The organism is Oceaniglobus trochenteri, assembly GCF_020529025.1.
GTDB classification, from domain to species: domain Bacteria; phylum Pseudomonadota; class Alphaproteobacteria; order Rhodobacterales; family Rhodobacteraceae; genus Oceaniglobus; species Oceaniglobus trochenteri.
The window spans coordinates 57,999-81,898 of sequence record NZ_JACNMM010000017.1 but is presented as its reverse complement, the minus strand read 5'-3'; the positions used below and the strand labels follow the sequence as shown (position 1 = coordinate 81,898).

General features: G+C 65.2%; 17 protein-coding genes. 10 read left to right on the top strand and 7 right to left on the bottom strand.

Annotated elements, in window-relative coordinates:
* The coding region (locus tag H7828_RS20900; RefSeq protein ID WP_281070795.1) for a hypothetical protein at positions 1-1,630 on the top strand (1,630 nt) is incomplete at its 5' end.
* 72 nt (positions 1,631-1,702) lie between these two features.
* Here H7828_RS20900 and H7828_RS20895 read toward each other — a convergent pair.
* Entirely contained in the window at positions 1,703-2,755 is a 1,053-nt protein-coding gene (locus tag H7828_RS20895; RefSeq protein ID WP_226783015.1) for an AAA family ATPase, read from the bottom strand.
* 651 nt (positions 2,756-3,406) lie between these two features.
* Entirely contained in the window at positions 3,407-5,692 is a 2,286-nt protein-coding gene (locus tag H7828_RS20890; protein ID WP_226783014.1) for an adenosylcobalamin-dependent ribonucleoside-diphosphate reductase, read from the bottom strand.
* 186 nt (positions 5,693-5,878) lie between these two features.
* On the opposite strand from H7828_RS20890, the gene H7828_RS20885 reads away from it, so the two are divergent.
* Positions 5,879-6,292 (top strand): DUF1489 family protein, encoded by a 414-nt coding sequence (locus H7828_RS20885; RefSeq protein ID WP_342592310.1) that lies wholly within the window; start codon positions 5,879-5,881, stop codon positions 6,290-6,292.
* A gap of 10 nt (positions 6,293-6,302) precedes the next feature.
* Here the strand turns inward: H7828_RS20885 and hisG are convergent, their stop codons facing one another.
* The 3 genes from hisG to hisS are packed head-to-tail and all read right to left on the bottom strand — an operon-like array spanning position 6,303 to position 9,567.
* A complete protein-coding gene (gene hisG / locus H7828_RS20880; RefSeq protein WP_226783012.1) occupies positions 6,303-7,001 on the bottom strand; it encodes an ATP phosphoribosyltransferase in 699 nt (232 codons plus the stop codon).
* Positions 6,998-8,089 carry an ATP phosphoribosyltransferase regulatory subunit gene (locus tag H7828_RS20875; protein ID WP_226783011.1) on the bottom strand — a complete coding sequence of 364 codons (1,092 nt, stop codon included), beginning with the start codon at positions 8,087-8,089 and terminating at the stop codon, positions 6,998-7,000. The genes hisG and H7828_RS20875 overlap by 4 nt, the downstream gene beginning before the upstream one ends.
* Positions 8,089-9,567 carry a histidine--tRNA ligase gene (hisS, locus tag H7828_RS20870; protein WP_226783010.1) on the bottom strand — a complete coding sequence of 493 codons (1,479 nt, stop codon included), beginning with the start codon at positions 9,565-9,567 and terminating at the stop codon, positions 8,089-8,091. Before hisS ends, H7828_RS20875 begins: the two co-directional genes overlap by 1 nt.
* 149 nt (positions 9,568-9,716) lie before the next feature.
* Here hisS and H7828_RS20865 point away from each other — a divergent pair, with 149 nt between their 5' ends.
* Positions 9,717-9,923 (top strand): SlyX family protein, encoded by a 207-nt coding sequence (locus H7828_RS20865; protein ID WP_226783009.1) that lies wholly within the window; start codon positions 9,717-9,719, stop codon positions 9,921-9,923.
* Positions 9,924-9,975: 52 nt separating this feature from the next.
* Here the strand turns inward: H7828_RS20865 and H7828_RS20860 are convergent, their stop codons facing one another.
* On the bottom strand, positions 9,976-10,839 hold the full coding sequence (locus H7828_RS20860; RefSeq protein WP_226783008.1) for a hypothetical protein: 864 nt from the start codon (positions 10,837-10,839) through the stop codon (positions 9,976-9,978).
* Positions 10,839-14,354: a DNA polymerase III subunit alpha gene (gene dnaE / locus H7828_RS20855; protein WP_226783007.1), complete on the bottom strand. Its 3,516-nt coding sequence runs from the start codon at positions 14,352-14,354 to the stop codon at positions 10,839-10,841. The genes H7828_RS20860 and dnaE overlap by 1 nt, the downstream gene beginning before the upstream one ends.
* A 137-nt stretch (positions 14,355-14,491) precedes the next feature.
* Between dnaE and H7828_RS20850 the strand changes: the two genes are divergently transcribed.
* The 7 genes from H7828_RS20850 (at position 14,492) to H7828_RS20820 (ending at position 23,872) form a co-directional block, all read left to right on the top strand.
* A complete protein-coding gene (locus H7828_RS20850; RefSeq protein ID WP_226783006.1) occupies positions 14,492-14,992 on the top strand; it encodes a superoxide dismutase family protein in 501 nt (166 codons plus the stop codon).
* A 142-nt stretch (positions 14,993-15,134) separates the two neighbouring features.
* On the top strand, positions 15,135-16,538 hold the full coding sequence (gene xdhA, locus H7828_RS20845; RefSeq protein WP_226783005.1) for a xanthine dehydrogenase small subunit: 1,404 nt from the start codon (positions 15,135-15,137) through the stop codon (positions 16,536-16,538).
* Positions 16,535-18,997 carry a xanthine dehydrogenase molybdopterin binding subunit gene (gene xdhB / locus H7828_RS20840; protein ID WP_226783004.1) on the top strand — a complete coding sequence of 821 codons (2,463 nt, stop codon included), beginning with the start codon at positions 16,535-16,537 and terminating at the stop codon, positions 18,995-18,997. The genes xdhA and xdhB overlap by 4 nt, the downstream gene beginning before the upstream one ends.
* Positions 18,998-19,118: 121 nt before the next feature.
* Positions 19,119-20,648 carry an ABC transporter ATP-binding protein gene (locus H7828_RS20835; protein ID WP_226783003.1) on the top strand — a complete coding sequence of 510 codons (1,530 nt, stop codon included), beginning with the start codon at positions 19,119-19,121 and terminating at the stop codon, positions 20,646-20,648.
* 75 nt (positions 20,649-20,723) lie between these two features.
* Entirely contained in the window at positions 20,724-21,809 is a 1,086-nt protein-coding gene (locus H7828_RS20830) for an ABC transporter permease (protein ID WP_226783002.1), read from the top strand.
* A complete protein-coding gene (locus H7828_RS20825; RefSeq protein WP_226783001.1) occupies positions 21,806-22,738 on the top strand; it encodes an ABC transporter permease in 933 nt (310 codons plus the stop codon). Before H7828_RS20830 ends, H7828_RS20825 begins: the two co-directional genes overlap by 4 nt.
* 57 nt (positions 22,739-22,795) lie before the next feature.
* Positions 22,796-23,872, top strand: a complete 1,077-nt coding sequence (locus tag H7828_RS20820; RefSeq protein WP_226783000.1) for a BMP family ABC transporter substrate-binding protein — start codon at positions 22,796-22,798, stop codon at positions 23,870-23,872.
* Positions 23,873-23,900 lie beyond the last annotated feature (28 nt).

The window sequence follows — 23,900 nt, the reverse complement described above, 5'->3', positions numbered from 1 at the left end:
CTCGCTGATGTCCTTGCCAGGCTACCCGGCACGACGGCTTCTCGGGTGCCGGATCTGCTGCCCTGGAATTGGAAGGCGTCCGAACTTCGGCGAGCGGCCTAAACCGCGGTCCACGCCGGATGGTTACCCTCATCTGGCTATGGCGATTAAAGGAGACTGGTTGCCCAAGCATTCTACTTACTGCCACCTGCACGGTCGTTCGCTCGTCGATCTATGGAAGGAGCCAAATCTGACGCGCCGCTTGGACACGGCGGAACGGCTCAAAGAAATTGAACCAGCAATCCTGTCCGGAGAACTGGACGGAGAAGTCCGGGAATCCACTGCCTTTGATGAGTATTTGGACCGCCGACTATTGCATGGTCCCGGTGATGCCTGGCTCGATCAACATCGGCTCTACGCAGCTTGCGTTTTTTGCGACCTTTTGGGACGAGCGTTGGTTCGCCTTGAATTCCCCTCGTCATGGGTGGGTGAAGGATCACGTTGGGCGCTTTACCAGATGGGCTATGAGGTTGCCCGTCAAGGCAAAACCGGGATCATCGTTGCATTGAACGATCTCAAGGACCAGATCGGAGAAACTTGGGAAGGACCCAAAAAGAAATATGGCGTGCTCTACGACCGCCTTTCATATGACCTGACGGGCGACGACTACGCGCCGTTCCGAGCGCTTCTGCGTGACCATATTCTGGAAACCTGGCCGCTTGGCCCCACGGATGAGTTGATGGGCGAACCCGTGTTGGAAAGGCGAAAGCACTCGGTCATCACGGCTGCCCACGAGGTGGGTGTGGATGCGCGATTGTTGCGCAAATTGTTGGCTGACGCGGGAATAATCGGCAATGAAGGTGATGATCGTTGGGATGTCTTCGACGCTGATCTCGCGGCCCCTTTCTTGAACAGCATCAACCGGCAGGTCAGTGCGCTACAGTTACAAGATGAACTGAGTCTGTCGCGATCGCAATTCGAGCTCCTTCGGAAAGACGGATATTTCCCTCCCAACCTGGCAGCCGCCGGACACAAACCGTTGTGGGACCTCGGACAAGCGCGCTCTTTCATCAACGATCTGTTGCGCGGCGCTGAAACGGTTCTGTCACCGGGTAAGAACTGGGTCGATTTAGCCAAAGCCAGTCAACGGTTGAAAATCCGCCCAGGGCAAGTGATCAAATTGATTGCCGAGGGGCGTCTCACCCGCATTGGCAAACTGGAAAGTGAGAACGATTATGCCAGTATCCTGGTTTACTTCGAAGAGCTTGAAAACACCCTGAACCGGCCCAATGCCCCCGGGATGACCATTGAGGCCTTCGCGCGCTCTGTCGGCCTGAAACCGCTGCAAGCCGGGAGATTGATCAGGAAGGGACACACGTCCGCAACATTGGCCCCCAATCCCAAGACCCGCGCTCAACAACCCTACATGCAACAGCAGGATATTGCTGCGTTCAAGGACAACTTTATCACGCTGCGTGAACTGGCGATCTTGCGAGGACAAAGTTGGCAGTCACTGAGGGCGGCGCTCAAGAAACAGGAAGTAGCTCCATTCAGCCCGGATGGCTTGGACTACGGTCCTGTGTTTCAATGGACGGTCCTGGAAGCGAGCGGTTTTGCACTCCGACCTCGGTTGCAGGAGGAAAAGCGCTGAATCGAGCGGCAACCTTGCGCTGCCCATTGTATCAAAGCAAGTGCCGGCTCCACGAATGGAACCGGCAGATTGTCAATGAATGTTCGGAGCGGTCGACGATCGGAGCGCTCCTGCCAGTTGGCGGATCTGGCGCAGACTGATCCCACGCGGTGCCCCTGCCATCCGGGCGACAAAGGCGCGGCAATCGTCACGTTCGGCTTGATCGCCACAACCGGCCGACAGTCGGTCGAAATGTTCAATGGCGTCCTCCGCAGTCAACCCCGCAAGGTGAAAGATCTGCGCTCGATCACGCAACGGCGCGGGAATATGATCTGCGTTGTTGGCCGTCATGATCCAGATCACGCGGGACATATCGAAGGGCAGCCGATGAAACGGGCATTCGAAGCGCCGCGCTGTGCCCGGGTCAAGCAACGGCAGCAATGCCGTTGTCAGGCTTGTCGAGGTGCCCTTCGTGCTCTGCATCGTTCCAGCCTTGTCGACCTCATCGACCACCATCACCGGATTGGCGACATGGGTTGACAGGATTGTTTCGACGGGAATGCCGGCCTGTGCGCTACCCCAACCTTTCTCGGTGCCGGTGATCCGAAATCCGGCGCTGCCGCCGCCAACGTCGATCAGGCGCGAGGGTGCCCCGGCCAGTTCCGCCATGCGCCGCGCATAATGTGATTTCCCGCTGCCCGGCGGCCCGGCAAGGATCACGGGCGGCAAGGCAAGACCGCAGCCGCCAGTGCAAACATGCGCCAGCATTTTATGCATGATCCACGCGGACACCTCCCGCATCCACGGGCTCTCACCATGAAGATCGGCGGCAAATTGGTAAACCGCGTCCCGGGTCGATGGCCCCGAAAGGGAAGCACCAGAATGGGCGAGGGCCGTGACCTGAATGCGAGCTTCCTTTGCCAAGGCAGTCAGCCCGACTTGACGCAGCCGACGGGAATGCGCGTTTGCCGCAAGGTCCTTTGCCTTCTTCTCCTGTCCGTAGCCAAGCTTGTCCGCGCCCCCTGACAAAAGGTTTCCTTTCATGCGAAGCCATGCGTTTACAAAATCGCGCTCCATATCCTCAAGACGCGGCACGACAAGATCCGGGGACAAAACCGCAAAACGGCGGGCTTGAAGCTTATCCATGACCGCCCCCCACTCGATGTCGATGGGCGTGGCGCGATCCGGTGCCGATACTGATGATCCGGTTGCTGGCTTCGGGTTTGCGTAGGGTGGACATTGTGTGGTCTCCTCTGGTTGAAAAACCGGGAGGGCCGCAGGCAAAGGCCCGGCCATGTTGGCGTCAGTGCTGTTGGAAAAATGACAGAAGTGACCGGCCCCCAAGGTGGGGTTCAAATCGCGCGTATTGCGCCCTGAATATGCCGAATACTGTAAGTCATGGTGGACATCGGATAGGCCAAATCTGAGGTCTGTGTCAACGCCCTGCCGGTTCAGCGTTCCATCGAAGGGCTGCGGCGAAAATAAGGGCCTTGGGTTTCGTTATTCCACGCCCCCCCAAAGGCCTCCTTGGAAGGTCACCGGGCCCATCCGCCCAAGCCGCGTTGCGCCCCCGTTCCCGAACATTCGGTCGAGCCAGGGTCGATGCACCGCGAAGGATGTTGGTCGCAACCAGCCTTGAGGCGCAAGGCGCCGATAAGGTTATGTATTTTAACGGAAAATCACGATAACAAAATAGTGATCCATCAAGGGAATCACCTCTTGACAGGCCTTGCGCACGCTATTGCTTGCTTTTGAGAAGACTATTCCTGTTTCTGCCTTCTATATCAGCCCAACCACTCACCCGCACTTAGAATACCCACAGTTGGCGCAGGTCATGCAGCCCTCGATCATGCGCATCTCGAAGCTGCCGCAGGACGAACAGGCCTTGCCGCGCGGTGGGGTGATCTCGGCGTGAGGGTCCGCCTTCAGGCCCATGCCCTCGCCCGCGATGAACCCGGTGTCGATCATGTGGCGTTCGATCACGCCGCCGATTGCCGCCAGGATCGAGGGGATGTATCTGCCCTGCATCCACGCGCCGCCGCGCGGATCGAAGACGGCCTTCAACTCCTCCACCACGAAAGATACGTCGCCGCCGCGGCGGAACACGGCGCTGATCATCCGGGTCAGGGCGACGGTCCAGGCGAAATGCTCCATGTTCTTGGAGTTGATGAAAACCTCGAAGGGGCGGCGGTGCCCGCCGATGACGATGTCGTTGATGGTGATGTAAAGCGCGTGTTCGCTGTCAGGCCATTTCACCTTGTAGGTGTTGCCCTCCAGGGTCTGCGGCCGATCCAGCGGTTCGGCAATATAGACGACGTCGCCGTGGGGCACCTGGGGTTCACCCTGATCGGTGGCCAGAGGCATGGGCGCGGCCTCTCCCTCTTTCTTGCCGGAAATACTCAAGACCGAACCTGTCACCGCATTGGGACGGTAGGTGGTACAGCCCTTGCACCCTTGGTCCCAGGCGGCCATGTAGACATCCTTGAAGGCGTCGAAGGTGATATCCTCGGGGCAGTTGATGGTCTTCGAGATCGAGGAATCCACCCATTTCTGCGCCGCGGCCTGCATCCTGACGTGGTCCAGCGGTGCCAGCGTCTGGGCGTTGACGAAATGATCCGGCAGCGGCGCGTCACCCATCCGGTCGCGCCACATCTGCACGGCGTAATCCACCACTTCCTCTTCGGTGCGGCTGCCGTCCTTCTGCAATACCTTGCGGGTATAGGCATAGGCAAAGACCGGCTCGATCCCCGAACTGACGTTTCCGGCATAAAGCGAAATGGTTCCGGTCGGGGCGATCGAGGTCAGCAGCGCGTTGCGGATACCCTTCTTGGCGATGGCATCGCGCACGTCGGCGTCCATGGCCTGCATCGCACCGGAGGCCAGGTACTTTTCGGCGTGGAACAACGGAAACGCGCCTTTCTCGGTCGCAAGGTCCACCGAGGCCAGATATGCGGCGCGGGCGATACGGTGCAGCCATTGCTCGGTCAGACGCGCCGCCTCCTCCGAGCCATAGCGCGCCCCGACCATCAGCAGGGCATCGGCCAGCCCCGTCACCCCCAGCCCGATCCGCCGCTTGGCGCGCGCCTCCTCGGCCTGGGCCTCAAGCGGAAAGCGCGAGGCATCCACCACGTTGTCCATCATCCGCACCGCCACCGCCACCAGGTCGTCCAGTGCCGCCTCGTCCAGGCTGGCCGCCGGGCCGAAGGGGTCGGAAATCAGGCGCGCCAGGTTGACCGACCCCAGAAGGCAGGCCCCATAGGGCGGCAGGGGCTGTTCGCCGCAGGGATTGGTGGCGGCGATGGTTTCGCAATAGCCTAGGTTGTTGGCCGCATTGATCCGGTCGATGAAGATCACCCCGGGTTCGGCGAAATCGTAGGTCGAGCGCATGATCGCGTTCCAAAGATCCAGTGCCCGCACCGTGCGATAAACCTTGCCGTCGAAGATCAGATCCCAGGGGCCATCGGCCTTCACCGCCTCCATGAAGGGATCGGTGACCAGGACGCTGACGTTGAAGTTGCGCAACCGGGCCGCATCGGATTTCGCGGTGATGAACTCTTCGATATCCGGGTGATCGCAGCGCATGGTGGCCATCATCGCGCCGCGCCGCGATCCGGCCGACATGATGGTGCGGCACATGGAATCCCACACGTCCATGAAGGACAGCGGCCCGCTGGCATCGGCCGCGACGCCCTTCACGTCCGATCCCTTGGGGCGGATGGTCGAGAAATCGTAACCGATTCCGCCCCCCTGCTGCATGGTCAGCGCCGCCTCTTTCAGCATGTCGAAGATGCCGGCCATGCTGTCGGGGATCGTGCCCATGACAAAGCAGTTGAACAGCGTCACCTTGCGCCCGGTGCCCGCGCCTGCGGTGATGCGCCCGGCGGGCAGGTACTTGAAATCCTCCAGCGCGGCATAGAACCTGTCTTCCCAATGGGCCGGGTCCTTCTCGACCGCGGCGGTGGCGCGGGCGATCCGGCGCCAGGTATCTTCGACGGTCACGTCCTCGGGGGTGCCGTCGGCCGCCTTCAGGCGGTACTTCATGTCCCAGATCTGCTCGGCGATGGGGGCGGCAAAACGGGTCATGGGCGGTTTCCTGATGTTATGGTCCGGCGAGTCGGGGAAGGCCTCCAGATTAGCAAGTGCCGCCCTTCGGCACAACGTGACGCAGCGCCATGGATCGGCGATCTTCCACCACACCTTGAACTCTCGGCCCGATGGCATACCATATCGGCATCACTTGGGGGTGAGTCTTTGTCCAATCCTTTGAACATGCTGAAGCTCAGCGTCGGCACGGAATCCGTGGAAAACCTGATCGACTGGCAAAGGCACCGGTCGCGCCAGGTGGCCGACGGTGCCTATTACCACATCACCCGGATGTGGCCGAAACGGACAGACGAAATTCTGGCCGGCGGGTCGATGTACTGGGTGATCAACGGGCTGATCCAGGCCCGCCAGCAGATCACCGGCTTCCGCGAGATCATCGGTGAAGACGGCATCCGCCGTTGCGGCATCGTGCTGGACGGCAAGGTGATCCGGACCGAGATCGTGCCCAAGCGCCCCTTCCAGGGCTGGCGCTATCTGCCCGGCGCCGATGCGCCCCGCGACCTGCCCGAGGGGCGCAAGGCCGACGCCGCCCTGCCGCCCCAGCTTGAGGCCGCGCTGGCCGAAATCGGCGTGCGCTGAGCGGCAGCGCTCAGTCGCGCAGGCCCAGCCGTGCCTTGATCTGTTCCTTGGCTGCCATCGCCTCGTCATCCCAGGGGGCGATCATCGAGGTGAACAGCGTGGCCTGCGATTGATGGACCGGTCCGTCGGAAAGCATCCGCAGGTGATTGGCCCGCAGGGTTTCACCGGTGCTGGTGATGTCGGCCACCGCCTCGGCGGTTTCCTGGCGCACGGTGCCCTCGGTCGCGCCCTGGCTGTCGACCAGTTGGTAATCGGCCACGCCGTGGGTGCGCAGGTAGTTGCGGATCAGCCGGTGATACTTCGTCGCGATCCGCAGCCGGAACCCGTGGCGGGCGCGAAAGGCGGCGGCGGCTGCGTCCAGGTCGTCAAGGGTTTCGACATCCACCCAATGGCTGGGCACCGCGATGATCAGGTCGGCATGGCCGAACCCCATCTCGGCCAGCTCGGTCACCTGCATGTGCCACAGGGGCAGCTTCTCGCGCACAAGGTCGCTGCCGGTCACGCCCATGTGGATGCGCCCGGCGGCCAGTTCGCGCGGCACCTCTCCGGCGCTCAGCAGCACTAGTTCGACGCCCTCGATCCCTTCGACCACGCCGGAATATTCCCGCTCCGATCCGGTGCGCGCCAGGGTGATCCCGTAGTTTGCGAACCACTGGAACGTCTTTTCCATCAACCGCCCCTTCGAGGGCACGCCAAGTTTCAGGGTCATGGTGCCGTCCCCGTCAGAAGCGCCAGGTCGGGCCGGATCACCGCCCCCACCGCCGGAATCGAACGCCCCTGCCCCAGAACGCGGGTCAGGGCATCATAGCGCCCGCCAAGGGCCACCGGCGGCAGATCGCGCCGCCCCTCGGCGTAGAAGCCGAAGACGAAGCCGTCGTAGTATTCCATGTTGGTGCGCCCGTAGCTGCCTTCGAAATCCAGCTTGTCGATGTCGATGCCCCTCTCGCTCAGCGCGTCCAGCCGCACCTCGAGCGTTTCCACGGCGCGGAAGATCGCGGGCATGTCCACCGCCAGATCCTGAAGGTGATGCAGGGCGGCCGGGGCGCGATCCTGAAGATTCAGAAGATCGTCCAGCAGTTGCACCTGCGCCTTGGGCAGCGGCGGTTCCTGGGCATCCTCGCGCAGGGCCGCCAGGCGCGTTTCAACCTCGGCGCGGCTGCGCAGCCCGATTTCGGGGCCGGCCTGCCGGAAGGGATCATCGGAGTGCAGCAGCTTCAGCCTCCGCTTGTCCGGCCCCGCGGCAAAACGGTCAAGCAGGCCGCGAAACCGCGTCGGGCGCCACAGGTGGCGCAACAGGGCCGCCTTGCGCCGGTCGCTGGTGTGCAACCCGCGGATTGCCGCGCTGAGGATGCCGATGTCGCCGGTGGCCACCCGCAGCGGAATCTCGGCCAGGGCATGGGCGATCAGCGCGAACACCTCGGCGTCGGCGCGGGCCGGGTCACTGCCGTCGAACAGCTCAAATCCGACCTGGATGTATTCGCGGGCGCGGTCGGGGTCGTCCTCCTGGCGGCGAAACACCTCGCCCGAATAGGTATAGCGGGCCGGGTCGGCCCCGCCCGCCATGTGCATCTGCACCACCGGCACCGTGAAATCCGGGCGCAGCATCTGCTCGCCGTGCAGCGGATCAGAGGTGGTGAAGGCGCGGGCGCGGATGTCTTCGCCATAAAGGTCCAGCAGGGCCCCCGCCGGTTGCAGGATCGACGTTGCCACCGGCATCGCACCCGCGTCGTCGAACAGGGCGCGCAACCGCGCCGCTTCGGCCAGTATGGCCGCTTTCGGGATCGTTCTTGCGGGCATCAGTCGCGCCCAAGCCGTTTGGCGATTTCACCGACCATGGCATCGCGCGCGCATTCGAACTGCGCGGGCTGATCCTTCCATTCCTCGTGGCTGACGGTTTCGGCCAGCCGCGCGCCCAGCTTCAGATCCTTGATCTGCACCACGCCGCGGTCCTGTTCGTCGCCGCCCTGGATCACGGCAAAGGCGGCATTGCGCTTGTCGGCATATTTCAACTGGTTGCCGAAATTCTTGGGGTTGCCCAGGTAAACCTCGGCCCGGATCCCGGCGCGGCGCAGGTCGGCCACCATCGCCTGGTAATCGGCCATCCGGTCGCGGTCCATCACGGTGACGACCACCAGTTCATCCTCGGCCTCGACGTCCTTGTTCTGCGCGGCCAGCGCCGCCAGAAGCCGGTCAACCCCTATGGAAACGCCCGTCGCCGGAACCTCCTGCCCGGTGAAGCGCTTGACCAGGTCGTCATAGCGCCCGCCCCCGGCAACGCTGCCAAACTGGCGCGGCTTGCCCTTCTCGTCCAGCGTCTCGAAGGTAAGCTCGGCCTCGTAGACCGGACCGGTATAATATCCAAGGCCACGCACGACCGAGGGGTCGATCACGATCCGGTCAGGGCCGTAGCCCTGGGCGGCAAGCAGCGTGGCGATCGTTTCGAGTTCGTCCACACCCGCGTTGCCGACGGCCGAACCTGCAACCAGGCCACGAAGCGTCGCCAGGGTTTGCGAGGCATCGTCCCCCAGCGCGGCCATGAACCCCATGACCGTTTCGGCCTGAGCGTCACCCAGCCCCGCGCCCTTGGTGAAATCGCCGCTTTCGTCCTTGCGCCCTTCACCCAGCAGGGCCCGCACGCCGTCCACGCCCAGCCGGTCCAGCTTGTCGATGGCGCGCAGCACGATGCCGCGTTCGGCCTCCTTGTCGTCACCCGACAGGCCCGCGACCTCCATCACGCCGTTCAGAACCTTGCGGTTGTTGACGCGGATGATGTAATCGCCGCGGGCGATGCCCACCGCCTCCAGCACATCGGCCAGCATGGCGCAGATCTCGGCATCCGCCGCGACCGAGGGCGCACCCACCGTATCGGCATCGCACTGATAGAACTGGCGAAACCGCCCCGGCCCCGGCTTTTCGTTGCGCCAGACCGGCCCCATGGCATAGCGGCGATAGGGGCTGGGCAGGTCGTTGCGGTACTGCGCCGCGACCCGGGCCAGGGGCGCCGTCAGGTCATAGCGCAAAGCCAGCCAGTCGGCATCCTCCTCCTGCCAGGCGAAGACCCCCTCGTTCGGGCGGTCGACATCGGGCAGGAACTTGCCAAGGGATTCGACCGTCTCGACCCCCGAGGTTTCCAGCGCGTCGAAGCCGTAAAGATGGTAGATCTCGGCGATCTTATCCAGCATTGCCTTGCGGCGCGTCACCTCGGCGCCGAAATAATCGCGAAACCCCTTGGGCGTCTGGGCCTTGGGGCGGGGCGTCTTCTTGGGTTTGGCCATGGGACTCTCGCAGGTGCGTTTCGCGCCAGCGTCTAGCCCAAGGTGGCCACGGGGGCAAGGTCGCGGGTCGTTCCGGGGAACAGGCCGCCCCGACGCGGTGCGCGGTCGGGGCTGGATCATCCCACCGGCGCGGTGCTATGGCTGCGGCCATGGATGACGCACAACACCAGCTTGAGGAACGGATCGCCCACCTGACGCGGGTGGCTGACGACCTGTCCGACATCGTCGCCGATCAGCAGGGGCGGATCGAACGGCTCGAGCGTCGGCTGGCCATGGTGATGCAACGCGAAGCCGAGCGCGAGCTTTCCGAAGGCGGCAGTGTGCCGCTGGGCGATCAACGCCCGCCGCACTGGTGATTGCGGGACGGCGGGTGGGGCGTCGGCGCAGCCGCGCGTCACCCCCGTCGCGCTACTGCCCGCTCATCGCGCTGGCGCCCAGTTGCCCGTCGACCAGCAACAGTTCGAACCATTCCGACGTGGCGCCGAACTGCGGGTAAACCGTGACAAAGCTCACCTCGCTGTTCAGGCGCTCCAACCGGTCGGCCGGGCATGGCACGTTCGGGCGCACACCGCAGAGGCGCGATTTCACCTTCTCATAGGCGGTGTCGGTGGCCGAATAGGGCCGGGTGTTGGCGCTGTCGTACCGGGTGGCCTCATGCACGTCGGCAGAACCGAACAGGACCAGCGCGCCGGTCACCTGCCGCGCACAGCGGTCGCGGAACCCGGTGACATACTGGGTGCGCGGCCCGGTCGAGGCCGGGATCGGATCGTGCAACTGCCAGCGCGCCCGCCCCTCGGCCGGCGACTGGGCCACCGCATCGCCAAGATCGCCTTTCGACAGCCCACAGACCGTGGCCACCTCGCCAAAGGGCACCACAGTGTTCTTCGCCACTTCGGGGGCCAGCGCACCGGGGCCGGGTGCGGCGTTGGCCGCACCGAACAGCCCGGTCGCGGCCCCGCCCTGCGCACCTGCCCGCCCGCCTCCGAACAGGCGACCGAAAAACCCTTGTGGCTCCGGTTCCACGGCAGCGGTTTGCTCCGGCGCCGTCTCCGTGTCGCCGGTTTCGGCCTCACCCGTGGCACCATCGGGCCGCGCCTCGGGCGCCGCGCCCTCGTCCGGCGCAAGGGGCATACCGTCGGCGTCCAGCCCCGCCTGCTCGGCCGCAAGGCCCTGCACCGGCGCATCCTTTGGCGCAAAGGGCAGGCCCCCGCATGCACTCAGGGCAAAGGCCGAAATCAAGGCCAGAAGGGCTGTCCGAACATGCACCAGCATCAAAGATCCTCAACCGTTTCCACGCCGCCCAGCGACTTGATCGCACTCTTGATCTGCGGCGTCACCGGGAAATCGGCCCCCAGCGACACTTCGACCTCGCCGGGCAGGTCGGGATGGCGCAGGCACAGCTGCACGGGGCCACGGGCGCGGATCTTCTGATCGGCCATCGCCCGTTGCAGAACCGAGGCAACGGCGGCGATCGCCTCTTCCTCGTCCACGAAAACGCGCAGGCCCGCACCCCCCGCATCGGCCACCGCCGTGTCGATGGGCGCGACGGACCGGCCCAGCAGCTTCAACTGTTCGGATTCATAGGTCGCCTCGACGGTCACCACCACGTTCATTCCCGGCTCAAGATGATCGCGGCATTTCTCCAGCGTGTCCGAAAACAGCGTGACCTCGTAGAGCCCGGTCGGGTCCGACATCTGCACGAAGGCAAAGCGGTTGCCCTTGGCCGACTTGCGCTCCTGCCGCGCGGCGACCGAGCCGGCCAGCTTGGCGATCCGCGCGCCCTTGTTGGCGACCTCGACCGACAGATCGGCCAGCGTCGTCACCTTCTTGCGTTTCAGCGCCGCCATGTAGTCGTCCAGCGGATGCCCCGACAGGTAGAAACCGATGGCCTTGTGTTCCTCGGCCAGCTTTTCGGCAGGCAGCCAGTCGGCCGCCCGTGACAGGCGCGGTTCGGGCAGATCGTCACCCGCCTCGCCGAACAGCGACACCTGGTTGCTGTTCTTCTGTTCGTGGATCGCGGCGGAATAGTTCACCAGCGCGTCGAGCGAATCGAATACCCGGCGGCGGTTCGGGTCCAGCTCGTCGAAGGCGCCGGCGCGGGCCAGCATCTCCATCGGCCGCTTGCCCACGCGTTTCAGATCGGCCCGGCGCGCCAGATCGAACAGCGTCGCAAAGGGCTTGTCCACGCCATCCACCTTGCGCGCCTCGGTGATCAGCTTCATCGCCTCAAGCCCGACGTTCTTCAGCGCGCCCAGCGCATAGACGACCTTGCCATCCTTCACCGTGAAGGACGCCTGCGAGCGGTTGACGCAGGGCGGCACGATCCCGATCTTCAGCCCCCGCCGCACCTCCTCGGCATAGACGGCCAGCTTGTCGGTCAGGTGGATATCGCAGTTCATGACCCCGGCCATGAATTCCACCGGGTGGTTCGCCTTGAGCCATGCGGTCTGATACGACACCACCGCATAGGCGGCGGCGTGCGACTTGTTGAACCCGTAGTTGGCGAATTTCTCCAGAAGGTCGAAAACCTCGGTCGCCTTCTTCTTGTCCACCCCGTTGGCCTTGGCGCCCGCTTCGAACTTGGGGCGTTCCTTGGCCATTTCGGCGGCGATCTTCTTGCCCATGGCACGGCGCAGCAGATCGGCGCCGCCGAGGGAATACCCGGCCATGACCTGGGCAATCTCCATCACCTGTTCCTGATACACGATGATGCCCTGGGTTTCCTCAAGGATCCCGTCAATCGACGGGTGGATCGACGCGCGTTCCTTCTGACCGTTCTTCACCTCGCAATAGGTTGGGATGTTCTCCATCGGGCCGGGCCGGTACAGGGCCACCAGCGCGACGATATCCTCGATGCAGGTCGGCTTCATGCGGCGCAGGGCATCCATCATACCGCTGGATTCCACCTGGAACACCGCCACCGTCTTGGCGCTGGCGTAAAGATCATAGCTGGCCTTGTCGTCCAGCGGGATCAGGTTGATGTCGTTCTCGCCCCCCTCGGGCGGCTGGTACAATTCGCGCCCGTCCGCCGAGACATGCAGCGGCCGCCCGCCCCCCAGGATCAGATCGACGGCATTCTGCACCACGGTCAGCGTCTTCAGGCCAAGAAAGTCGAACTTCACCAGTCCGGCCTGTTCCACCCATTTCATGTTGAACTGGGTCGCCGGCATGTCCGAGCGCGGGTCCTGGTAGAGCGGCACCAGCTCGTCCAGCGGCCGGTCGCCGATCACCACCCCGGCGGCATGGGTCGAGGCATTGCGCAACAGCCCCTCGACCTGCTGACCGTATTCCAGCAGCCGCGCCACCACCTCTTCGTCGCGTGCCATCTCGCGCAGGCGCGGCTCATCCGCCAGAGCCTTTTCGATGCTGACAGGCTTCACCCCTTCCACCGGGATCATCTTGCTTAGGCGGTCCACCTGGCCATAGGGCATCTGCAAGACCCGCCCCACGTCGCGCACCGCCGCCTTGGACAGCAGCGCGCCGAAGGTGATGATCTGGCCCACCTTGTCGCGGCCGTATTTCTCCTGAACATAGCGGATCACCTCTTCCCGGCGATCCATGCAGAAGTCGATGTCGAAGTCGGGCATCGACACACGTTCGGGGTTCAGGAACCGTTCGAACAGAAGGGAATAGCGCAGCGGATCGAGGTCGGTGATGGTCAGCGCATAGGCCACCAGCGAACCCGCACCCGAACCGCGCCCGGGGCCCACCGGAATGTCGTGATCCTTGGCCCACTTGATGAAATCGGCCACGATCAGGAAATAGCCCGGAAAGCCCATGCCCTCGATGATGCCCAGCTCGAACTCCAGCCGCTTTTCGTATTCCTCGACCGGGGCGGCGTGGGGGATCACCTTCAGCCGCTCCACCAGCCCCTCCTGGGCCTGGCGGCGCAATTCCTGCACCTCGTTCTCGGCAAAGCGCGGCAGGATCGGCGCGCGGCGTTCGGCCCGATAGGCGCAGCGGCGGGCGATCTCGACGGTATTGGCCGTGGCCTCGGGCAGATCGGCAAAGAGCGCGGCCATCTCGGCGGGCGACTTGAAATAATGCTGCGGCGTCAGGCGGCGGCGCGGCTCCTGCTGATCGACATAGGCGCCCTCACTGATGCAGATCAGCGCATCGTGGGCCTCGTACATCTCGGCCTTGGGGAAATAGACATCATTGGTGGCCACCAGCGGCAGGTCCATCGCATAGGCCATTTCCACATGCCCCCGCTCGGTCAGGCGCTCGGGCTCGGGGGGGCGGCCATCCTCGCCGGGGTGGCGCTGCAACTCGACATAAAGCCGGTTCGGATAGATCGCGGCCAGGCGCTGCATCATCGCCTCGGCCTTGGCGCGCTGGCCTGCCTGCAGGAAGCGGCCCACCGGTCCGTCCGGCCCGCCGCTCAGACAGATCAGGCCGCCCGAATGCCGCTCCAGCTCTTCCAGCGTGACTTCGGGCAGGGCGCCGTGCTTGTCGAGGTACAGCGCGCTGTTCAGCTTCATCAGGTTGCCATAGCCCGCCTCGTCCTGGGCCAGCAGAACGATGGCCGCCGGAGGGCGCGCCCTTTCGCCCGGAGCGGGCGGATCAAAGGCCAGGTCGACCTGGCAACCGATGATCGGCTGCACCCCCGCATCGACGGCGGCGACGGAAAATTCCAGCGCCGCGAACATGTTGTTGGTGTCGGTCACGGCCACGGCGGGCATTCCGCCTGCGGCACAAAGGCCCGGCAGCTTCTTCAGCCGCATGGCGCCTTCCAGCAGGGAATACTCGGTGTGCAGACGAAGGTGGATGAATCCGGGATTGATCATCCCTCAGGTGCTAGCCCAAGGCGCGGCAAACCAAAAGCGAAATTGCGCCCCCTCGGGCCCGCGGCGGAACCCCGGCAGGAACCGGCGCATTGACCCTACGTCACCAAGTCACCTCCAGCGATGAAAAGGGATACCCCATGAAACTGCCCCTGATGACGACAGCCGCGCTCCTCATGGCGTCGGGCGCCCTGGCCGCAGATGCCACCGCCACGATGCAGGGGCCCGACGGCACCGACATGGGCCAGGTCAGCCTGACCCAGACACCCCACGGCGTGCTGATCGAGGCCGACCTGAAAGGCGTCGCCCCCGGCGGCCATGGCTTTCACATCCACGAAACCGGCAGCTGCTCCCCCGGCTTCGACGCGGCCGGCGACCACTACAACCCCGCCGGGGCCGAACACGGCATCCTGAACGCGTCAGGCCGCCACGCCGGGGACCTGCCCAATGTCTTCGCCGCCGAAGATGGCACCGCCCGCGCCGACATCCTCACCGACACCGTCTCGCTCGACCCGGGGGCCGACAGCTCCCTCTTCGACGATGACGGCGCGGCGATCATCCTGCACGAGAACCCCGACAGCTATGGCCCCGAGGCGGGCGCGGGTGGGCGCCTGGCCTGTGGCGTCATCACGATGAACTGACCGCGACAGGGCGCCGTCCTTCCCCCTTGCTTTGCGACGCGTTCCGCGTTTGACTGTGTCAAAGGGCCGCGCCTGCCGCTTTACGCCGCATCGGGTGGGGGCGCGATGGCCCGAACGAAAAGAAGGTGGCGGAACAGTCCGAATGAGCATCACGTTTCTTCTGAACGGGGAAACCGTTCAGGTGCGCGACGAACCACCCACCCGTACCCTGCTGGACTGGCTGCGCGAAAACCGCCGCCTCACCGGCACCAAGGAAGGCTGCAACGAAGGCGATTGCGGCGCCTGCACCGTGATGGTCAGCGATGAGGGCGGCCACCGCGCGCTGAACGCCTGCATCCTCTTCCTGCCGCAACTGGCGGGCAAGGCGGTGCGCACCGTAGAAGGCATTTCAGGCCCCAACGGCGAATTGCATCCGGTGCAGCAGGCAATGATCGACCACCACGGCGCGCAATGCGGTTTCTGCACGCCGGGCTTCATCGTCTCCATGGCCACCGCCCACCTGAACGGACGCACCGACCACGACGATCAACTGGCAGGCAACCTCTGCCGCTGCACCGGATATGCGCCCATCGTGCGCGCCGCCCGCGCCGCCGAGGGCGCCCCCGTTCCCGAATGGCTGGCCCCGCCCATCTTTGGTCCCGAAATATCCTCGGGGGGAGCGGCAGAGCCGCGGGGGGCAGACAGCCCCCCTGCCCCGTTCCAACCCGCCACCACCGATGAATTCGCGCGCTGGTATGTCGATCACCCCGACGCCACGCTGATCGCGGGGGCCACCGACGTGGGCCTTTGGGTCACCAAGGGCATGCGCGACCTGGGGCAGACCGCCTTTCTGGGCGGCATCGCCGATCTGCGCGGGATCGAGGTAACGGATACCGCCATCCGCATCGGCGCCGGCACCACCCTCAGCGCGCTTCTTCCCGCCATGGCCGACCATCACCCCGACCTGGCCGAGATGATCCGCCGCTATGGCAGCGTGCAGGTGCGCAACGCGGCAACCCTGGGTGGCAACATTGCCAACGGCTCGCCCATCGGTGACGGCCCACCCGCGCTGATCGCGCTGGGGGCTACCCTGCATCTGCGGCGCGGCGACGAAAGGCGCGATCTTCCGCTCGAGGATTTCTTCATCGACTACGGCAAGCAGGACCGCGCCCCCGGTGAATTCGTCGAGGCGGTAAGCATCCCGCGCCAGGACGACCGGCTGAAATGCTACAAGATATCCAAGCGTTTCGATCAGGACATCAGCGCGCTTTGCGGCTGCTTCAACCTGCGCATCGCCGATGGCCAGGTCGTCGAGGCGCGGATCGCCTTCGGCGGCATGGCCGGCACCCCGAAGCGCGCCCGCGCGGTCGAGCAGGCTCTGACCGGTCAACCCTGGGGGGCCGAGGCGGTGGCCGGTGCCTGGGATGCCTGGGCGACGGATTTCACACCGCTCAGCGACATGCGCGCCAGCGCTGCCTATCGGCTGGATGCCGCGCGCGGCCTGCTGACCCGCTATCTGCTCGAGGATCTGGGCGCCGCCACCCGCGTGCTGGAGGTTCGGGCATGAAGGACGAACGCTCTCCCGATCCGGCCGCCCGCGCCCTGCCCCACGACGCGGCCCGCCTGCATGTGACGGGCAGCGCCCGCTATGTCGATGACATCCCGGTTCCAGCCGATTGCCTGCATGTCGCCTTCGGCACCGCGACGGTGGCCCACGGCGCGATCACCGCAATGGATCTTGACGCCGTGCGCGCCGCCCCCGGCGTCGTCGCCGTGCTGACGGCCGGCGATCTGCCCTTTGCCAACGATGTCTCGCCCTCGGTCCATGACGAACCGCTGCTGGCCGATGGTAGCGTGCATTATGTCGGGCAACCGATCTTCGCCGTGATCGCCACCAGCCACCTGGCGGCGCGCCGGGCCGCGGCCCTGGGCAAGATCGCCTACGACGAACGCCCCGCGATCCTGAGCATCGACGCCGCACTCGCCGCCGACAGCCGCTTCGAGGACGGCCCGCGCATCTATTCCAAGGGCGATTGCGACAGCGCCATCGCCGGGGCGCCCCTGGTTCTGGAAGGCCGGATCGAGATCGGCGGTCAGGAACACTTCTATCTGGAAGGACAGGCCGCGCTGGCGCTGCCCCAGGAGGGCGGCGACATGACCGTCCATTCTTCGACCCAGCACCCGACCGAGATCCAGCACAAGGTGGCCGAGGCGCTTGGCCTGCCGATGCATGCGGTCCGCGTCGAGACCCGCCGCATGGGCGGCGGCTTCGGCGGCAAGGAAAGCCAGGGCAACGCCCTGGCGGTGATCTGCGCCGTGGCGGCCCGGGCCACCGGGCGGCCCTGCAAGATGCGCTATGACCGCGACGACGATATGGTGATCACCGGCAAGCGGCATGATTTCCGCATTTCCTATCGCGTGGGCCATGACGCCGAGGGCCGCATCCTGGGGCTGGAGTTCATCCAGTACGCCCGCTGCGGCTGGGCGCAGGATCTGTCGCTGCCGGTGGCCGACCGTGCCATGCTGCACGCCGATAATGCCTATCTGCTGAACCATGTGCGGATCGAAAGCCACCGCCTGAAGACCAATACCCAGAGCGCCACCGCCTTCCGCGGGTTCGGCGGCCCGCAGGGAATGGTGGGGATCGAGAGGGTTCTGGACCACCTGGCCCATGCGGTGGGGCGCGACCCGCTGGCGGTGCGACGGCTGAATTTCTATGCGTCCGCGCCTGCGGCGAGCGGGGATGGGGGGCTGTCTGCCCCCCCGGCCTCCGGCCTCCCCCCCGAGGATATTTTGAGACCAAAGATGGCGGAAGAGCCGCAGGAGGACCTGACCTCGCGCGGGGCGGGCGCCCAGGTGTCGGCCGAGGGCGATGTGGCTGCCGCATCGGGCGGGGGGCAGACCACGCCCTATCACATGCCGGTCACCGATTTCATCCTGCACGAGATGGTGGACCGGCTGGTGGAAAGCTCGGACTACGAGGCGCGCTGCGCAGCCGTTGCGGCCTGGAACCGCGACAACCCGGTTCTGAAGCGTGGAATTGCCCTGACGCCGGTCAAGTTCGGCATTTCCTTCACCCTGACCCACCTGAACCAGGCAGGTGCCCTGGTGCATGTCTACCAGGACGGTTCGATCCACATGAACCATGGCGGCACCGAAATGGGACAGGGCCTGTTCCAGAAGGTGGCGCAGGTGGCGGCGGCGCGGTTCGGGGTGGATGTCGGCGCGGTGAAGATCACCGCAACGGACACGGGCAAGGTGCCCAACACCAGCGCCACGGCGGCGTCATCGGGGAGCGATCTGAACGGCATGGCGGTACAGGCGGCCTGCGACACGATCCGCGACCGGATGGCCGATCTTCTGGCCGGTCTGCATCAGGCCGACCCGGCATCGGTTGTCTTTTCCGGCGGCGAGGTTCGGGTGGCGGATGCGCGCTATGGCTTCGCCGAGGCCGCGGCCCTCTGTTACCAGAACCGGGTTTCGCTGTCGTCGACCGGGTTCTATGCCACGCCCGACATCAGCTGGGACAGGATCGCCGGGCGGGGGCGGCCGTTTTACTATTTCGCCTATGGTGCTGCTGTCACCGAGGTGGTGATCGACACGTTGACCGGCGAGAACCGCATCCTGCGGGCAGACCTGCTGCACGATGCCGGTGCATCGCTGAACCCGGCGCTGGACATCGGCCAGATCGAGGGCGGCTATGTGCAGGGCGCCGGCTGGCTGACGACCGAGGAACTGGTCTGGGACGACAAGGGGCGGCTGCGCACCCATGCCCCCAGCACCTACAAGATCCCGGCCTGTTCGGACCGGCCCGATGTTTTCATCGTCGCGCTCTGGGATGCGGCGAACCGCGCCGACACCGTCTATCGGTCGAAGGCGGTGGGCGAGCCGCCCTTGATGCTGGGCATATCGGCCTTTCTTGCGCTCAGCCAGGCGGTGGCGGCCTGCGGCGAAAGCTATCCCGACCTGCACGCCCCGGCGACCGCCGAACAGGTGCTGCGCGCCGTGCAGCGGGTGCAGGCTTGAGGTTCGGCATGGCACCGGGGGTGCAACCCCGGATTGCAAAATCAAATCAGGCCATTGCAGTCGACATCACGGTGTCGTTACTGTCGGGCTGGGTGGCATTCACGACAGCGGGGGGAAACGCGTGAACGAAACGGCACCGCTCTTGCGGATCGAGGGATTGACCAAGGCCTATCCGGGCGTCGTGGCCAATTCCGATGTGGGGTTCGATCTGCACGCCGGAAAGGTTCATGCGCTGCTGGGCGAGAACGGCGCCGGGAAATCCACGCTGGTCAAGATGATCTATGGCCTGGTGCGCCCCGACAGCGGCACCATGTCCCTGCGCGGCACGCCCTATGCGCCGGTGAACCCCAACGCGGCGCGCGCTGCCGGGGTGGCGATGGTGTTTCAGCATTTCTCGCTGTTCGATGCGCTGGACGTGGCCGAGAACATCAGCCTTGGCATGGACAATCCGCCCCCCCGCCGCACCCTTTCGGCCCGCATCCGCGAGGTGAGCGAGGCCTATGGCCTGCCGCTGGACCCGACCCGCCGGGTGGGCGAGCTGAGCGCGGGCGAACGCCAGCGGATCGAGATCATCCGCTGCCTGTTGCAGGACCCCAAGCTGCTGATCATGGACGAACCGACCAGCGTTCTCACCCCCCAGGAGGTGGATATCCTGTTCCGCACCCTGCGCCAGCTTTCCGCCGAGGGGACGGCGATCCTCTATATCTCCCACAAGCTCGAGGAAATCCGCGCGCTTTGCGACGGGGCCACGGTGCTGCGGCTGGGCAAGGTGGTGGCCAATTGCACGCCGGCCGAAAAATCCGCCAGTGAACTGGCCGAACTGATGGTGGGCCAGACCCTGCATGCCCCCAGCCGCGAGGGCACCGAGGTGGGCGATACCGTGCTGACGGTGAAGGGGCTGTCGATGGCCGCGCCCCATGCCTTCGGCACCTCGCTCAAGGACATCACCCTCGATCTGCGCGCGGGCGAGGTTCTGGGCATCGGCGGGGTTGCCGGCAACGGCCAGGATGAGCTTCTGGCCGCGCTGTCGGGCGAAGCCCCCACGGCGCGGGATGCCGTCACGCTGAACGGCGCGCCCATCGGCCACCTGGGGCCCAATGCGCGGCGGGCCCTGGGCCTTCTGTCCGCCCCCGAAGAACGGCTGGGCCATGCCGCCGCCCCCGACATGAGCCTGACCGAAAACGCCATGCTGACCGCCTCGCAGCGCAAGCACCTGGCGCACCGGGGGTTCCTGAACTGGGCGGCGGCGCGACGCTTTGCCCAGACCGTGATCGAACGCTTCGACGTGCGCACCCCCGGCCCCGGCCATGCGGCGCGCTCGCTGTCGGGGGGCAACCTTCAGAAATTCGTCATCGGTCGCGAAATCCTGCAGGACCCGGGCGTTCTGGTGGTGAACCAACCCACCTGGGGCGTCGATGCCAGCGCGGCGGCGGCGATCCGCCAGGCCCTGCTTGACCTCGCGGCGAAGGGTGCGGCGGTGATCGTCATCAGCCAGGACCTTGACGAGTTGATGGAGGTCTCGGACCGGTTCTGCGCCATGAACGAAGGCCGCCTGTCCCCCGCCCGCCCTGCCGAAGGGCTGAGCGTCGAGGAGATCGGCCTGATGCTGGGCGGCGCCCACGACATGGAGGTGGCCCATGTCGCCCATTGAACCCCACCATCCTTGGTCCTCAAATATCCCCGCCGGAGGCATTGAAAGCTCTTTCGGCACCACGGAGGCGACCCGATGATCCGGTTGGAGAAACGCCCCGAACCCTCGCGGTTCTGGACAGCCGCCACCCCGATTCTCGCGGTGGTCCTGACGATGATTGCCGGGGGCATCATGTTCGCGCTGCTGGGCAAGGATCCCGTCGCCGCCATCCGCACGATCTTCTGGGACCCGCTGTTCGACCCGCAGTTCGCCGCCTATTCGCGCCCCCAGCTTCTGGTCAAGGCCGGGCCGCTGATCCTGATCGCCACCGGGCTTGCCCTGGGGTTTCGGGCCGGGGTGTGGAACATCGGCGCCGAGGGGCAATACATCATCGGGGCCATTTGCGGCGCGGCGGTGGGGCTGGCCTTCTACCCGATGGAAAGCTGGATCATCTTTCCGCTGATGGTGCTGGCAGGCGCCCTGGGCGGCTGGGCCTGGGCGATGATACCGGGCGTTCTGCGCACCAGGTTCAACACAAATGAAATCCTCGTCTCGCTGTTGCTGGTCTACGTGGCCGAACAGCTTCTGGCCTCGATGGCGCTTGGCGCGTTGCGCAACCCCGAGGGCGGTGGTTTTCCGGGCAGCCGCAACTTGCAGCAATATCCATCTGCCGCCAACCTCGAGCTGATCCCGGGCACCGGCATGCACTGGGGCGTCGTGGCCGCCTTCATCGCCGTGATCTTCGCCTATGTCCTGTTGAACCGGCACATGACCGGGTTCCACATCCGCCTTGCGGGCCAAAGCCCCCGCGCCGCCCGCTTCGCCGGGGTCAATCCGACGCGGCTGATCCTGCTGTGCCTTGGCATCTCGGGCGCCCTGGCAGGCGCGGCCGGCCTGTTCGAGGTTTCGGGCCCCGCCGGGCAGATCAGCATCGACTTCAACGTCGGCTATGGCTTTACCGCGATCATCGTCGCCTTTCTGGGGCGGCTGCATCCTGTCGGCATCCTGCTGGCCGGCTTGCTGATGGCGCTGACCTATATCGGCGGCGAACTGGCGCAGTTCATGCTGGGCCTGCCCAGTGCCTCGATCCAGGCGTTCCAGGGAATGCTGCTGTTCTTCCTTCTGGCCGTCGACGTTCTTACCAATTACCGCTTTCGTATCGGCAAGGGTGCCATCACATGAATCTCGGCGCGATTGATCCCGTCCTTCTCATTGCCTCGCTGATGGTGGCGGCCACCCCGATCATCCTGGCCGCCATCGGCGAGCTGGTGGTCGAGAAATCCGGCGTGCTGAACCTCGGGGTCGAGGGGATGATGATCACCGGTGCCATCTGCGGTTTCGCCGTTGCGGTGGAATCCGGCAGCCCGGTTCTGGGCTTTGCCCTGGCCGCCCTTGGCGGGGCCGCCATGGCGCTGATCTTCGGGCTGCTCACGCAGTATCTGCTCAGCAACCAGGTGGCGACGGGCCTTGCGCTCACGCTGTTCGGGCTGGGTGTTTCCGCGATGGTCGGCCAGGCCTACCGGGGGATCAAGCCCCCGGCCACCACGCGGATCGACATGGGCCCGCTCAGCGATATTCCGGTGCTGGGGCGCATCCTGTTCAACCATGACTGGATGGTCTATTTCGCCCTTGCCCTCGTGGCCTGTGTCTGGGCCTTCCTGAAATTCACCCGTGGCGGCCTGATCCTGCGGGCGGTGGGCGAAAGCCACGACGCCGCACATGCGCTTGGCTATCGTGTCGTGCCCATCCGCCTTCTGGCCATCGCCTTCGGGGGCGCCTGTGCCGGGCTGGGCGGGGCCTATATCAGCCTGATCCGCGTACCGCAGTGGACCGACGGCATGACCGCCGGCGCGGGCTGGATCGCGCTGGCGATCGTCGTCTTTGCCAGCTGGCGTGCCGGGCGGGTTTTGCTGGGCGCCTATCTTTTCGGCGGCATCACCGTATTGCAGCTGAACCTTCAGGCGGCCGGGTTGCCCGTGCCGGTCGAGGTCTTGTCGATGTCGCCCTATCTGATAACGATCGCCGTACTTGTCGTCATGTCCGCCCGCCAGAGGGGCGCGGCGGGGTCGGCACCCGCGATGCTGGGCCGGATTTTCCATGCCTCGTCTTAGGGGCAAATTAACCATTGGCCCCCATACCGGGGGTCGCGTTCACAGGGGGAACACGAAATGAAACGCAGAACACTTTTGGGCGCAACGGCCGCATTGGCCGCGCTGGCCACGGGCGCCTTCGCGCAGGACAAGCCGCTGAAGGTGGGCTTTGTCTATGTCGGCCCGGTGGGAGATGGCGGCTGGACCTATGAACACGATCAGGCCCGCCTGAAGCTCATCGAACACTTCGGCGACAAGGTCGAAACCGTCTTCCAGGAAAACGTGCCCGAAGGCGCCGATGCCGAACGTGTCATGACCCAGATGGCCCTCTCGGGCGCCAAGCTGATCTTCTCCACCTCCTTCGGCTACATGGACCCGACCATCAACGTCGCCGCCAAGTTCCCCGATGTGAAGTTCGAGCACGCCACCGGCTACAAGACCGCCGACAACGTGGGCGTCTATTCGGCCCGCTTTTACGAAGGCCGCGCCATCCAGGGGCATATCGCCGGCAAGATGACCAAGACCAACAAGGTCGGCTATATCGCGTCCTTCCCGATCCCCGAGGTGATCCGCGGTATCAACAGCGCCTTCATCCACGCCAAGAAGGCCAACCCCGATGTCCAGTTCAACGTCATCTGGGCCTATACCTGGTTCGACCCCGCGAAAGAGGCGGACGCCGCCAAGGCGCTGATCGAACAGGGCAATGACGTGATCCTGCAACACACCGATTCCACCGCACCGCAAGCCGCAGCGCAGGCCGCTGGCGACGTGATCACCTTTGGCCAGGCCTCGGACATGGCCGAATACGCGCCCAAGCCGCGGGTCAGCTCGATCATCGACAACTGGGCACCCTATTACATCGCCCGCACCCAGGCTGTCCTGGACGGCACCTGGGAAAGCGACAACACCTGGGATGGCATCGGCGCCGGCATGGTCGGTATCGGTGACATCACCGACGCCGTTCCCGCAGACGTCAAGGAAGAGGCGCTTGCGCTGAAGGATTCCATCGCCGACGGCAGCTATCATCCCTTCACCGGCCCGCTGAAGAAGCAGGACGGCAGTGACTGGCTGGCCGAGGGCGAAACCGCCGACGACGGCACCCTGGCAGGGATGAACTTCTACGTCGAAGGGCTGACCGGCGAGATCCCGAACTGATCTTGTAATCCACGCGTGCGCCCTGATC